The following is a 14,255-nucleotide window of genomic DNA, read 5'->3' as shown; positions in this document are numbered from 1 at the left end:
CGCAGCGGCGGACGGGGCTGGCGCAGGGCCGGGGAGTGCAGAGGACGCCAGGCCGCTGACGGCGAACGGAACCGGCTCTCAACCCGGAACCGGTGCCAGCCTCCGTGGCGAACGGAACCAGCCCCGGTGCAGCAGCACGCGTCCAGGGCAAAGGCTGCCACCGCCGCTGACGGCGAACTTACCGCCTCGCCTGCATCTCTGGCGCAAGCTGCTATGCTTGAAGATGGCAAAACATGGCTGAACCGATTACGCCGCCTCTCTCTCCGCCACGCCATAATCAGAGAAAACGCATTTTAATCAGCGGGCGTCTGTAGCACTGTGTGGAACCACTATCCCCAGCAAAGGGCGCAGACAAGGCGACGGTTGCCCGGCATTCTTTTGCCCACAATATTGCTAATCAAGGAGTTAAGCGATGAACCAGCTAGACGCACTAAAACAGTTCACCACCGTGGTGGCGGACAGTGGCGATATCGAATCCATTCGCCATTACAATCCGGAAGATGCCACTACCAACCCTTCTCTGATCCTGAAAGCTGCCGGTCTTGACGCTTATAAACACCTGATTGATGACGCCATCGACTATGCGAAAAAGCAGGGTGGCAGTAAAGAGACGCAGATTATCAACGCCAGCGACAAAGTGGCTGTCAATCTCGGCATGGAAATCCTGAAAAGCGTGCCGGGCCGCGTTTCAACTGAAGTTGACGCCCGCCTCTCTTTCGATCGCGGTATGTGCGTGACCAAAGCAGAAAAGCTGGTACGCCTGTATGAAGAGCACGGTATCGACCGCTCACGTATTCTTATCAAGCTCGCCTCAACCTGGGAAGGGATCAAAGCGGCTGAAGAGCTGGAGAAAAACGGCATTAAGTGCAACCTGACGCTGCTGTTCTCCTTTGCGCAGGCGCGCGCCTGTGCAGAAGCGGGCGTCTATCTGATCTCACCTTTTGTGGGCCGCATTTATGACTGGTACAACACGCGTAAGCCAATGGACCCCTATGTTGTGGATGAAGATCCGGGCGTGAAATCTGTGCGTCGCATCTATGACTACTACAAAAAGCATCGCTACAGCACGGTGATCATGGGCGCCAGCTTCCGCAAAGTTGAGCAGATTCTGGCTCTGGCGGGCTGCGATCGTCTGACTCTCTCCCCTAACCTGCTGGAAGAGCTGGCGAACAGCGATGCGCCGGTTGAGCGCAAGCTGGAACCTTCTACCGAAGGTTTCCATCAGCCTTCCTCGCTGTCAGAAGCGGAGTTCCGCTGGGAGCACAACCAGGATCCGATGGCGGTTGAAAAACTCTCTGAAGGTATCCGCCAGTTCGCCGTTGACCAGCAGAAACTGGAAGATGTGCTGTCAGCACGCCTCTGATTGCACCACCGTTGAGTGCGGGCGAGCCGAGGCGAACCCGCTGATGCTTTACTACAAGGGAGAACCCTATGTCTTCACGCAGAGAGTTGGCTAACGCGATTCGCGCGTTGAGTATGGATGCGGTACAGAAAGCAAATTCCGGTCACCCAGGTATGCCGATGGGCATGGCCGATATCGCGGAAGTGTTATGGCGCGACTTCCTGAAACATAACCCCACTAACCCGGCATGGGCCGATCGTGACCGCTTTATCCTTTCTAACGGCCACGGCTCAATGCTGCTCTATAGCCTGCTGCATCTCAGCGGTTACGATCTGCCGATGGAAGAGCTGAAAAACTTCCGTCAGCTGCATTCAAAAACGCCGGGACATCCGGAAATTGGCTATACGCCAGGCGTTGAAACCACCACCGGCCCGCTCGGCCAGGGTCTGGCGAATGCGGTGGGTCTGGCGATTGCTGAGCGTACGCTGGCCGCGCAGTTCAACCAGCCAGGACATGATATTGTCGACCACTTCACCTATGTGTTCATGGGTGACGGCTGCCTGATGGAAGGCATCTCACACGAAGTCTGTTCGCTGGCGGGTACGCTGGGCCTCGGCAAGCTGATCGGCTTTTACGATCACAACGGCATTTCTATCGATGGTGAAACCGAAGGCTGGTTTACCGATGATACGCATAAACGCTTTGAGTCCTATAACTGGCACGTGATCGGCAGCACTGAAGGCATCGATGGTCACGACGCCGACGCCGTGGCCGCCGCGATTAAAGAGGCGCAGAGCGTAACCGATAAGCCGTCGCTGATTATCTGCCGCACTACCATCGGCTTTGGTTCGCCAAACAAGGCGGGCAAAGAGGAGTCACATGGTGCTGCGCTGGGCGACGAAGAGATTGCGCTGACGCGTAAGCAGCTCGGCTGGAACTACGCGCCGTTTGAAATCCCGCAGGATATCTACCAGCAGTGGGATGCAAAAGAAGCGGGTTCCGCGCACGAAAAAGCCTGGGATGAGAAGTTTGCCGCTTACCAGCAGGCGCATCCGCAGCTGGCGCAGGAGTTTAGCCGTCGTCTTAACGGTGAAATGCCGGCGGAGTGGGAAAGCCAAACCGCTGACTTTATCCGCGGCCTGCAGGCGAATCCGCAGAAAATCGCCAGCCGCAAGGCGTCACAAAATACGCTGGAAGCCTTTGGCAAACTGCTGCCGGAATTCCTGGGCGGATCGGCTGACCTGGCACCGAGTAACCTCACCATCTGGTCAGGCTCAAAATCGATCAAAGAGGATGCGGCCGGGAACTATATTCACTACGGCGTGCGTGAGTTCGGGATGACCGCGATTGCAAACGGCATCGCGCACCATGGCGGCTTTGTTCCTTATACCGCAACCTTCCTGATGTTTGTTGAGTACGCGCGTAACGCCGCCCGTATGGCTGCGCTGATGAAAGCACGCCAGATCATGGTCTACACCCATGACTCTATCGGCCTGGGCGAAGATGGCCCGACGCACCAGCCGGTCGAGCAGCTGGCAAGCCTGCGTCTGACGCCTAACTTCAGCACCTGGCGTCCGTGCGATCAGGTTGAAACCGCGGTGGCATGGAAAGCAGCCGTTGAGCGTCATCACGGCCCGACCGCGCTGATCCTCTCCCGTCAGAACCTGCTGCAGCCCGAGCGCAGCCAGGCGCAGGTCGAAAACATTGCGCGCGGCGGCTATATCCTGAAGGATTGCGACGGCACGCCGGATGTGATTCTGATCGCCACCGGTTCAGAAGTGGAGATCACGCTGGGAGCGGAAGCGAAACTCAGCGCGGATGGCCACAAGGTCCGGGTCGTGTCACTGCCCAGCACCGATGTGTTCGATAAGCAGGATAGCGCCTACCGTGAATCCGTGCTGCCCACTACCGTACGCGCCCGCGTCGCGGTTGAGGCAGGTATTGCAGACTACTGGTACAAATATGTCGGCATCGACGGCAAAATCGTCGGCATGACCACCTTTGGTGAATCCGCGCCGGCCGGCAAGCTGTTCCCGGCCTTCGGCTTTACCGTTGAAAACGTGGTAAGCCAGGCGGAATCGCTGCTGAAACCGGCATAAGCCCCGCGGCCCTCACCCGATAACGGTGAGGGCCGTTTTTTTTAGCACTTTCTATACAAAAAAAATCGCGTTTTCCCCTTCCCGCTCTGCGCAAACTGATTACTATAGGTTTTCTTCCGATTCTGATAGCGGACGCACTCCCGTTGAAAAAACCGACTTCATTTTTACTGGCCCTGATGGTCTCCGTGCTGCCTGTCAGCGGTATGGCACAGGTCTCACCTAATCCTCTGCTGGCATCGCAGATTGTTGATCGCTATGCCGAACATATTTTTTACGCCAGCGGTGCAACCGGCATGGCGCTGGTCGCCATCGACGGCAATCAGCGCGTCTTTACCAGCTTTGGTGAAACCCGCCCCGGTAATAATGTCCGGCCGCAGCAGGACTCCGTTATCCGCATCGCGTCACTCAGCAAGCTGATGACCAGCGAAGTGATGGTGAAAATGGCCGAGCGCGGGCAGATCCGCCTGGATGACCCGCTCAGCCGCTACGCCCCGCCGGGGGCGCGCGTTCCGGCCTATAACGGCCAGACGATCCGCCTGATCAACCTCGCCACCCACACCGGCTCGCTGCCGCGCGAACAGCCCGGCGGTAAACCGCACCGTCCGGTGTTTGTCTGGCCAACTAAAAGCGATCGCTGGCAGTGGCTGGGCAACGCCACGCTGAAAGCCGCGCCCGGCACTCAGGCGGCCTACTCCAACCTCGGGTTTGACCTGCTGGCTGACGCGCTGGCGAAAGCGGGCGGCACGCCCTATCCGGCGCTGCTGCAGCGGTTAGTCACGCGCCCGCTGGGGATGAAGGACACCACCTTTACACCCTCACCGGACCAGTGCCAGCGCCTGATGGTGCCGGAAAAGGGGGCCAGCCCCTGTAATAATACTCTGGCGGCGATCGGCAGCGGCGGCGTCTACTCCACCCCTGATGATATGGCGCGCTGGATGCAGCAGTTCCTCGACTCAGCGGTAAGCCACCGCACGCCGCAGATCGATCGCCTGCAGACGCTGATCTATCGGCGCGATCAGCTGACCAAAGTTGAAGGGATGGATGTACCCGGACGTGCCGATGCGCTGGGTATGGGCTGGGTCTATATGGCCCCCAAAGCGGGCCGGCCCGGTATCATTCAGAAAACCGGCGGTGCCGGCGGCTTCATTACTTATATGGCGATGATTCCGCAGCATAACCTTGGCGTGTTTGTGGTCGTCACCCGCTCACCGCTCAGCCGCTTTACGCCCATGAGCGACGGCGTGAATAATCTGCTGACAGAGCTGGCGGGCAATAAGACGGGTTCGCCGATGATGATCGGCGCGATCCCCTGACACCCGGAAAGTCGCTCAGCGCGCCGGCTGGCTTACCCACAGCGTGGGCCAGTCGTCGCTGCTGTGCCAGGCGTCGCAGATCTGCTCTTCCGCATATTCCGCCAGAACAAACGCGCTGCCATCAAACTGCCAGCGTGTTGCCGTACCGCAGTCACCCAGCCCGCGATTTTTACTGAAGGTATAGAGCAGGCCATTACTGGCATCAAACTCTGCGTTCACCAGCTCCAGCTGCGTGTCGCTGCGCGCCGGAGGAACAAAAGGCAGATTCAGCGTCAGCCCGCGTGATACGTAGGGCTGGCTGCGCGTCACTTCAAACGCCAGATCGATAACGTTGTAGGCACCGGTTTCACAGCTGACCAGCAGCAGCGCTTTGCTGTCGGTCAGCGGCGCGACGCTCACCTCGCGCCGCAGCGGATCCAGCGAGCAGCTATCGGTGGTGATGCGCCAGGTTCCATAGTCGATCAATCCGCTGGTCTCCTCCTGCGTCAGCGGCGCGGGCGGCGGTGCTGATGACGGCAGCGATGGCAGCGACGGCGGTGGCGGGAGATCCCACTGCGCCCCACGCCTGACCCATGCGCTGGTCCCGTTTACGCGCCCCTGCACATCATCCATCAGCAGCAGCGCAGCTTTCAGGCCACGCAGCGGAACCACCGCTTTGGCCTGGTACGTCAGCTGCAGCGTGCTCGCGTCCAGCGTCTGTCCCAGAAACTCATCAATCGCAACAGCGTTGCTGGTAGCAAGATGGTGCGGCTCAACCGTCCAGTGTTTAAGGTCGGGCTTCAGGCGACGCTGATCCAGCAGCAGATTATCTTTCAGCGGGCCACCCGGCAGCGCGCCGGTATAGGCGCTGCCGTAGTCGATACGCAGCAGCGGACGATCGTCGACGCCGGCGTGGCGCGACAGCGTCATCACCAGACCATTGTCGCCGGGAAAGCTGCGCGCCACGCAAAAAGCCGCATTGTTACAGGTGAGCTGCCAGTCAGAAAAAGACTTCTGCAGAGGTTCAGCCTGCACGCTGGCGCTGGCTGCCAGAGAGCTCAAGAGCAGTGACTTTATCCAATACGACATTAACAACCCGGTCCCCGAATTTCTGGAAAGAAAATCATAGCGCACTGCGTGCGTTATCAGCAGGCTGGAAGTGTGAAGCGGCCTGAAAAGCAGAATTAACTGCTTATTAAATCAGCGATTCATCATCGTACGGACAGGTTGTACGCTGCGGTCCCATCATCCACTGCGCCTGACGGCGGCTCAATCAGATTCCCCTGACTATCAGGGCGCAGTCTGAAACGGTCAATCCCGCATAAACGGTCATAAACAGTCATGCTATGGTAGCTATGGATTAATAAGCTGGCGATCGGATCTGTTTTAACTGTGACGCTTCAGGGGTTAATTATGTGAGCCACATCAACATTACGTGCAAATAAGCGTTAAGCATTACATTAATAACTGAACTTATATCACTCAATAACGGGCCTCTTTTTTTACCACCGTGGACTCCTGCCCAGTCCACATTTTCCCGTGCCCGCTTCCAGTAATTTATAGCCATCGGAGGATAAGTATGTTGCCGATTGAGAGACAGCAAAGAATTATTAACGAACTTAATATAAATGGCCGCGTAATTGTCTCAGAGCTGGTCACGCTATGTCAGGTTTCGCAGGAAACCATACGGCGTGATTTAAGCCAGCTGGAAAAAAGAGGATTATTACAGCGCAGTCATGGTGGTGCTGTTCCGGTAAAAAAACAGAACGCCGGCATTCAGGGAAATAACAGAGCTGTCAGAGAAAACGAATTATCTTTTCGGCAGCGTATTAATGAGCATGTCGATGCAAAAATGAGCATTGCCAAGCGCGCGCTCGATTTTATCACGCCGGGTGACTGTATTTTGCTCGATAGCAGTACCACCTGCTGGTATCTGGCGCGGCAGCTGCCCGATATCGAGTTAACCGTGCTAACCAATTCGCTACGCATCGTGCAGACGCTGGCGGCGCGCGGCAGCATTCGCACTATCTGCCTCGGCGGAGAATATTCTGACCGCGATGAGGATTTTCACGGCGTGGTGGCTGAGCAGCCGCTGCGTGAATTTCAGATTAATAAGATCTTTTTTTCCTGTAGCAGTTTAGGTAATGACGGATATTTACGTGAAGGCAATGAGAATAACGCGCATTTAAAACAACAAATGTTACTGGCCGCTGAAAGAAAACATCTGTTACTGGATGGCAGTAAATTTATGCGCCCCTCTTTTGCCCGTGTTTGTCACTACCGTGATGTCGATTTTCTGATAACTGATCAATTAAAAGATAAAGAGCTGGAGCAGGAACTGGCGTGGAATGGCGTTAACGTCATTGTCTGTTCTCAGCGTCATCAGTCCATGCAGCTAATTAAAAATTAACCAGGAGTCTGTATGAAAAAACATCTTATCGCCTGTTCTCTGCTTGCCCTGTTTACCGCTACCGGCGCGCAGGCCGCTGATAAATTACGCATGGGTATCGTCGTTAAAATCGGGGGTATTCCCTGGTTTAACGCCATGGAAGCGGGCATTAAAAGCGAGGCGGCGAAGCGCGGCATTGATGCATGGATGGTCGGCCCTACCGCAGCCGATCCGGCACTGCAGGTGCGCGCCATAGAAGATTTGATTGCGCAGAAAGTCGACATCATCGGCGTGGTACCCAACGATCCGAAAGTGCTGGAGCCGGTACTGAAACGGGCGCGGGACGCCGGTATCGAAGTGATTACGCATGAGTCACCCGGCCAGCAGGGTGCCAACTGGGATTTTGAGCTGGTTGACGCTGCAACCCACGGAATCAATCACATGAAAGCGCTGGCGAAGTGCATGCACGACGAGGGCAAATACGCCATGTACGTGGGCAGCCTCACCGTACCGCTGCATCAGCAGTGGACCGATGCCGCGCTCAATTATCAGAAAGAGCACTATCCCAACATGCAGCTGGTCACCGACAAATTTGGCGTCGGCGAATCGCTGGATGACTCCATCCGTACCACCAACGAGCTGATGTCTAAATATCCCGATCTGAAAGGCATTATGGCGTTTGGTTCACAGGGGCCGATTGGTGCCGGGCGCGCCGTCATGAACCGCAAAAAAATTGACCAGGTTTGCGTCATTGGCTCCTTCAGTCCGGGTCAGGGCGCCTCGCTGGTGCAGCGTAACGCCATCAAAGGCGGCTACATCTGGAATCCGGAAACCGCAGGTGAAGTCTTTGTGCGTATCGCCGACATGATGCAGAAGAAAGAGCCGATCACCGACGGTATGACGATTGAAGGACTGGGCAAAGTCAAAGTGGATGAAGCGACGCATACCATTCTCGGCAACAACACAGAGAGTCTGGATAAAGACAACCTGCCAAAACTGGTAAAAATGGGGCTCTGATATGCAAGAGGTCATTCCACAGACGCTAATTGCGCTCGAGAATCTGTCGAAAACATTTGGTGGCAACCGCGCGCTGAGCGATATCTCCCTGACCTTACTGGCAGGCGAAGTGCACTGTCTCGCTGGCACCAACGGCTGTGGCAAGAGCACCCTGATCAAAGTCATTTCCGGGGTGCACGCCCCGGACAGCGGCAGCCATATTACGCTGGGCGATGGCCCGGCACTGCCGCGCCTGACCACGCAACAGGCGCGTGATTTCGGTATTCAGGTCATCTATCAGGACCTCTCGCTGTTCCCCAACCTGAGCGTGGCGGAGAACATCGCGTTTGAGCATAACCTCAATGGCCTGTTGCGCTGGCACCGCAGCGCGCGCCTGCGTGAAAGCGCCCGCAGCATTATAACCGAGCTGAAATTTGACCTCGATCTGGATGCGAAAGTCGCGGCGCTTTCGATTGCCCAGCGCCAGCAGGTCGCGATCTGCCGCGCGCTGGTCGCCGATGCGCGCCTGGTGATCATGGATGAGCCAACCGCCTCGCTGACCCGTACCGAGGTCAATCAGCTGCTGCGCACCGTGCGCTATCTGAAAGATAAAAATATCTGCGTGGTCTTTGTCAGCCACCGGCTTGATGAGGTGCTGGAGATCTCCGACCGCGTCACGGTGATCCGCGACGGCCGCAAAATGGGCTGCTGGCCCGCCCGGGAGATGACGCCGCATCATCTGACCGAGCTGATGACCGGCCTGAAGCTCGACTACCAGCTGAAAGCGCCGACGCGTAATAGCGAGCGCGTGATCCTGGAGATAGATAATCTTACCCGTGCCGGTCAGTACCGTGACGTCAGCTTTAAACTTTATGAGGGCGAAGTACTGGGGCTGTGCGGTCTGCTTGGCTCCGGACGTACCGAGCTGGCGCTGTCGCTGTTTGGCATGACGCGTCCCGACAGCGGCAAAATCTGGCTCGACAGCAAACCGGTCCGCTTTCGCGGTCATGAAGATGCGATCAAAGCCGGCATTGGCTATGTGTCAGAAGATCGCCTGACGCTGGGGCTGGTGCAGCAGCAGTCGGTGGCCGACAACATGGTGCTGCCGATCCTCGACAAATTGCAGAACCGCTTTCACCTGATCGATGAGTACCGTAAAAATAAACTGATCCTGCAATGGATCCAGCAGCTCGGCGTGCGCGTTGCCGACCCGAATCTTGCCATCTCTACCCTCTCCGGCGGCAATCAGCAAAAAATTGTGCTGGCAAAGTGGGTTCTGACGCAGCCGCGTATTCTGATCCTCGACTCGCCTACCGTTGGCGTAGACGTCGGTGCCAAAGCCAGCATCTATCAGCTGATCCATGAGCTGGCGAAAGAGGGCCTGTCGATCATCCTGATCTCTGATGAGGTGCCGGAGGTCTGGTACAACTGCGACCGTATCCTGCACTTCCGCGATGGCACCATTCATGCCGAATATCAACCCGATAGCGTCGAGCAGCAGCAGCTGGCGGAGGTGATCAATGCCTGATTTTTCCCGTTTACGTCCGCACTCCAGCCAGGGCTGGCTCGCCTGGGTGCTGCTGGCGTTCATTCTGTTTTTCTCTGTGACCAGCGATCAGTTTCTTACCGTACAGAACCTGCTGGATCTGGCGGAGAGCTACGCGGTCACCGGCATCTTTGCGCTGGGCCTGTTTGTAGTGCTGGTGACCGGCGGGATCGATATCTCTTTTGCCGCCGTTGCCTCAGTGGTGCAGTACCTGCTTGCGTCCCTGTTTGTGCAGTTTCAGTTTGATAACGCGCTGCTCAGCATTGTGCTGGCGATCGTGTGCGGCACGCTGTTTGGCGTGATCAATGCGCTGCTGATCACCACGCTGCGGGTGGTCTCCATCATCATCACTATCAGCATGCAGTCGCTGCTGTTCGGCCTGCTGATGTGGGTGACCGGCGGCCGCAGCCTCTATTCGCTGCCGGAGTGGTGGATCACCCTGCGTAACGTACTGCCATTCAGCTGGCAGGGCGAGAGCTTTCAGGTCGGCTTGCCGCTGGCCACCATGCTGATCATTGCCGCGGCGACGGCACTGCTGCTGAATAAAACCAACCTCGGGCGCCAGCTTTATGCGGTGGGTGGCGACGCAGAGTCTGCGCGACGTATCGGCATCCGCGTCGGCCTGATCCACGTTTTTGCCTACGGCTGGCTGGGCGCAATGGCGGCGGTTGGCGGCCTGGTACAGGTCTATCGCATGGGCGAAGTGGTGCCTAATGCACTGGTCGGCGGCGAGCTTGATGTGCTGGCGGCAACGGTGCTGGGCGGCGCCAGTCTGATGGGCGGTAAAGGCACGGTCAGCGGCACGCTAATGGGGGTCTTTCTGATCGCCATCCTGAAGAACGGCCTTAACCTGGTAGGCGTGTCGAACTACTTCATGAACATCGTGGTAGGCGGCGTCATCATGATTGCGATCGCCGTAACGCACTACAAAAAACGCAAAGAAACTGATGTCAGTTTCGTGTGACTGAGGGCATTGATGATGAAATCACTGACTGCACTGCGCCCTGACGGCACCAACCTTGGTCTGATGCTGCTGATCGCGCTGGCGCTGGCGACCTTTACGCTGATGCTGCCGGGTCGCTTCCTGACCGACTCCACCTTTATGAGCATGGCGTTTCAGCTGCCGGAACTGGGATTACTGACTCTGGCGATGTTTATCGCCATTCTCAGCGGCGGCCTGAATCTCGCCATTATTGCCACCGCCAACCTGACCGCGCTGTTTATCGCCTGGACGCTGATGAGCGCCCTGCCCGCCGGTGCCGGGATGGCGCTGCAGCTGCTGTGGCTGGTTATCGCCATTATCGGCGCCATGCTGATTGCCGCCGCCATCGGCGTCATCACCGGCCTGATGGTCACGCGCATCGGCGCGCATCCGATTCTGGTGACGCTGGCTACGATGATGACGCTGAACGGGATCGGTATCTGGCTGACCAAAGGCGCAGCCGTCAGCGGCATGCCGCCGGTGGTGCAGGCGCTGGGCGCTGATACGCTGCTGGGGATGCCGCTGCCGCTCTGGGTGTTCCTCATTGCCGCCGCGCTGCTGGCGCTGTTTCTCGGTAAAACCCGGGCCGGCAAATGTATCTATATGGGCGGCAGCAACATCAACGCAACCTGGTTTAGCGGCATTAACACCCACCGCATGGTGATGCTGGTTTACGTGATCTCCAGCCTGCTCTGCGTGCTCGCGGGCCTGATTATGATGGCGCGCTTTAACTCCGCGCGCATGGGCTACGGCGACGCCTACCTGCTGCTGACGGTACTGGCGATTATCCTCGGCGGCACCGATCCCAACGGCGGCTTTGGTCGCGTCACCGGCGTCGTGCTGGCGCTGATTGCGCTGCAGGTGCTCTCAACCGGCTTCAACCTGATGAATATCAGCCAGCACGTCAGTCTGGCGATGTGGGGCGCGGTGCTGATTGTGGTACTCGCCTTTAAACAACTCAAAACCCGACTCAACGAACACCGTGCGGTAAAGCTCAGCAAGCTGGCCGCGGTGCTTAATCCTCTGACTGAAAAGAAGGAAGTATGATGCGTATTCAAATCTCCCCGTCACTGATGTGTATGAACCTGATGGAGATCAAGCACCAGCTGCAGGTTCTCGATTCGCGCGCTGACTTTCTTCACGTGGATATCATGGATGGTCACTACGTTAAAAACATCACGCTCTCCCCTTTCTTTATTGAACAGATCCGGCCCTATACCCGCGTGGCCATTGATGTACATCTGATGGTGGAAGAGCCGACTGACTTTATCGAGGCGGTCGCCAGAGCGGGCGCTGATTACATCTGCCCGCATGCAGAAACCATTAACCGCGACGCCTTCCGCGTGATCAATCTGATCCGCAGCTTTGGTAAAAAAGTGGGTGTTGTGCTGAATCCCGCCACGCCGGTCTCCTTTATCCAGCACTATATTCACCTGCTGGATAAAATCACCGTGATGACGGTGGACCCTGGCTACGCCGGTCAGCCCTTTATTCCGGAGATGGTGGAGAAAGTGCGCGAGCTGAAAACGCTTAAACAGCAGCACGGTTATCATTATCTGGTTGAGATAGACGGCTCCTGCAACACCCGCACCTATAACCAGCTGATTGGGGCCGGTGCAGAAGTGCTGATTGTCGGCACATCCGGCCTGTTCAATATTCATGATGATTTGGCGACCGCGTGGGAGATGATGCGCGACAGCATTGATGAAGCCCAGGGGCTGACGCAGGTGTCCGCATGAAACCACGCTGGCTCGGTATCGACATCGGCGGCACCGGTACGCGGCTGCAGCTGATGGAAGAGGATGGCGTCTGGAGCAGCTTTCGCAAAGTCGCCACCGCCAGCTGGGCGCAGCAGCCCGACGCGCTGCTGGCGCTTGCTCAGCTCATCCGCGACACGCTGGAGCAGCAGCCGGTAAGCGGCATTATGCTGGGTCTGCCGGGTATTCTCAGCCGCGACCGGCAGCTGGTGATTTCGCTGCCCTTTATTCAGGCGCTGGATGGCCAGCCGGTCGCGTCGCGCCTCACCGCGCTGCTTGGCGTGCCGGTGGCGATGGACAAAGATGTGAACCATCTGATGCTGTGGGATCTGCTGCAGCTGGAGCAGCTGCCGGACAACGCCGTGGGTCTCTATCCCGGCACCGGCATGGGCAACAGCCTGTGGCTCAACGGTGGCTTTTATCACGGCGAGCATGGTGGTGCCGGCGAGCTGGGGCATATTCCGGTGGCGGGCAACACCCTGCCCTGCCCGTGCGGTAACCACGGCTGTGCAGAAACGCTGACGTCGGGCCACTGGCTGAGCCGCTGGGCCGCACAAAACGCCGCCGATACGCCGATGCCGGCGCTGTTTACCCGCCACGGCGAACAGCCGGAACTGCAGGCGTTTGTCCGGCGGCTGGCTGAACTTATCGCGACCGAAATGAATATTCTCGATCCGGAGTACCTGATCCTCGGGGGCGGCGTACTGGCGATGGCTGATTTTCCGCTGGCGCAGCTGCGCAGCCAGATCCAGCAGCATCTGCGGCCGCCGGTTACCCGTGAAAATCTGAAGATTATCTTCAGCCACTCAACCGACTACACGGGCTGCCGCGGTGCCTGTCTGGCCGCCGAACGCCTGTTCAGGAGCGCATGATGAAAGGAAAGGTGTGTGTTTTTGGTTCCTTTAATCTCGACATCGTGGCGGTGATGCGCCGCTTTCCGCTGCCGGGTGAGTCGCTGACGGCGCATCACAGTATGATGGGTGCAGGCGGCAAAGGGGCTAATCAGGCCACGGCGGCGCTGCGCGCAGGTGCGCGGGTGCACTACATCGGCAAAGTAGGCAATGACGATTTTGGCCTGTTTGCCCGCCGTCATCTGGAAAAAACCGGGTTCGATGCCATTACGCTGTTTACCTGTAAAGAGAAGCCAACCGGCAATGCGCTGATTTACGTCGCGGGCGACGACGCGGAGAATATGATTTCAGTCTATCCGGGCGCTAATACCACTGTGACCGCAGCCGAGGTGACGCGCTGCCAGCCTACGGTCGCCGCAGCCGACATTCTGCTGGTGCAGCTGGAGAATAATCTCAGCGCTATCCAGCGTATGATCGACAACGCCCGTGCCAGCGGCACCTTTGTCATCCTTAACCCGGCGCCGTGGCAGAAGATCGGCGATGCGCTGCTGGCAAAGGTCGATCTGCTGACGCCGAACAGCACCGAAGCGACCCAGCTCAGCGGCGTAACGGTAACCGATTTCGCCAGCGCGCGCCGTGCCGCCGGGGTGCTGCATCGTAAGGGCGCGCGCCAGGTCATTATTACGCTGGGCATGGCGGGAGCCCTGCTCTCCACGCCTGACCGGCAGCAGCGTATTCCGCTCTTTCCGGCGCAGCCGCGCGATACCACCGGCGCGGGTGACGCATTTAACGGTGCGCTTGCCGCGCGTCTCGCCTCAGGCGACGATCTGCCGCAGGCGGCGCGGTTTGCCGCAGCGTTTGCCTCGCTCTGCGTTGAGCGCGCTGGCGCAGCCGACTCAATGCCCTCCTATGCCGAGGCGCTGGCGCGACTGCAGGCGCATCCGGAGTGCGTGGTCGGGGAGATAGAGAACGCGGTGGCGTAACTGAGCTTCAGGCACAGA

12 protein-coding genes are annotated in these 14,255 nt (G+C 58.0%); 11 read left to right on the top strand and 1 reads right to left on the bottom strand.

Features of this window, described 5'->3' with window-relative positions; all coding sequences use genetic code 11:
* Positions 1-412 precede the first annotated feature (412 nt).
* The 3 genes from tal (at position 413) to ampH (ending at position 4,754) form a co-directional block, all read left to right on the top strand.
* Positions 413-1,363, top strand: coding sequence for a transaldolase (gene tal, locus DBY66_RS12350; RefSeq protein ID WP_039379481.1), 951 nt, complete (start codon positions 413-415; stop codon positions 1,361-1,363).
* Between the two features lie 68 nt (positions 1,364-1,431).
* The gene (tkt, locus tag DBY66_RS12345) at positions 1,432-3,441 is read left to right on the top strand and encodes a transketolase (protein ID WP_108569461.1); all 2,010 of its coding nucleotides are present in this window, start codon (positions 1,432-1,434) and stop codon (positions 3,439-3,441) included.
* A gap of 143 nt (positions 3,442-3,584) precedes the next feature.
* Positions 3,585-4,754 carry a D-alanyl-D-alanine-carboxypeptidase/endopeptidase AmpH gene (gene ampH, locus DBY66_RS12340; RefSeq protein WP_039379485.1) on the top strand — a complete coding sequence of 390 codons (1,170 nt, stop codon included), beginning with the start codon at positions 3,585-3,587 and terminating at the stop codon, positions 4,752-4,754.
* Between the two features lie 15 nt (positions 4,755-4,769).
* On the opposite strand, the gene DBY66_RS12335 is transcribed toward ampH, so the two are convergent.
* The gene (locus tag DBY66_RS12335) at positions 4,770-5,822 is read right to left on the bottom strand and encodes a DUF1176 domain-containing protein (protein ID WP_108569460.1); all 1,053 of its coding nucleotides are present in this window, start codon (positions 5,820-5,822) and stop codon (positions 4,770-4,772) included.
* A 490-nt stretch (positions 5,823-6,312) separates the two neighbouring features.
* Between DBY66_RS12335 and DBY66_RS12330 the strand changes: the two genes are divergently transcribed.
* From DBY66_RS12330 to DBY66_RS12295, 8 genes are read left to right on the top strand one after another with little or no spacing between them, the layout of a single operon-like run.
* Complete coding sequence (locus DBY66_RS12330; RefSeq protein WP_071667920.1) at positions 6,313-7,143, top strand: DeoR/GlpR family DNA-binding transcription regulator; 831 nt, start codon at positions 6,313-6,315, stop codon at positions 7,141-7,143.
* Positions 7,144-7,155: 12 nt separating this feature from the next.
* On the top strand, positions 7,156-8,139 hold the full coding sequence (locus tag DBY66_RS12325) for a substrate-binding domain-containing protein (RefSeq protein WP_108569459.1): 984 nt from the start codon (positions 7,156-7,158) through the stop codon (positions 8,137-8,139).
* A 1-nt stretch (position 8,140) separates the two neighbouring features.
* Entirely contained in the window at positions 8,141-9,646 is a 1,506-nt protein-coding gene (locus tag DBY66_RS12320; RefSeq protein ID WP_039379496.1) for a sugar ABC transporter ATP-binding protein, read from the top strand.
* On the top strand, positions 9,639-10,628 hold the full coding sequence (locus DBY66_RS12315) for an ABC transporter permease (protein ID WP_039379498.1): 990 nt from the start codon (positions 9,639-9,641) through the stop codon (positions 10,626-10,628). Before DBY66_RS12320 ends, DBY66_RS12315 begins: the two co-directional genes overlap by 8 nt.
* Positions 10,629-10,643: 15 nt before the next feature.
* Positions 10,644-11,693: an ABC transporter permease gene (locus DBY66_RS12310; RefSeq protein WP_039385603.1), complete on the top strand. Its 1,050-nt coding sequence runs from the start codon at positions 10,644-10,646 to the stop codon at positions 11,691-11,693.
* Complete coding sequence (gene alsE / locus DBY66_RS12305; protein WP_065648729.1) at positions 11,693-12,385, top strand: D-allulose 6-phosphate 3-epimerase; 693 nt, start codon at positions 11,693-11,695, stop codon at positions 12,383-12,385. The genes DBY66_RS12310 and alsE overlap by 1 nt, the downstream gene beginning before the upstream one ends.
* Positions 12,382-13,275 carry an allose kinase gene (alsK, locus tag DBY66_RS12300; protein ID WP_108569458.1) on the top strand — a complete coding sequence of 298 codons (894 nt, stop codon included), beginning with the start codon at positions 12,382-12,384 and terminating at the stop codon, positions 13,273-13,275. Before alsE ends, alsK begins: the two co-directional genes overlap by 4 nt.
* Complete coding sequence (locus tag DBY66_RS12295; protein WP_071667918.1) at positions 13,275-14,237, top strand: ribokinase; 963 nt, start codon at positions 13,275-13,277, stop codon at positions 14,235-14,237. Before alsK ends, DBY66_RS12295 begins: the two co-directional genes overlap by 1 nt.
* Positions 14,238-14,255 lie beyond the last annotated feature (18 nt).

It is taken from the genome of Pantoea sp. RIT413 (assembly GCF_003057675.2).
GTDB lineage: Bacteria > Pseudomonadota > Gammaproteobacteria > Enterobacterales > Enterobacteriaceae > Pantoea > Pantoea eucrina.
This window is presented reverse-complemented; position numbering and strand designations above follow the sequence as displayed.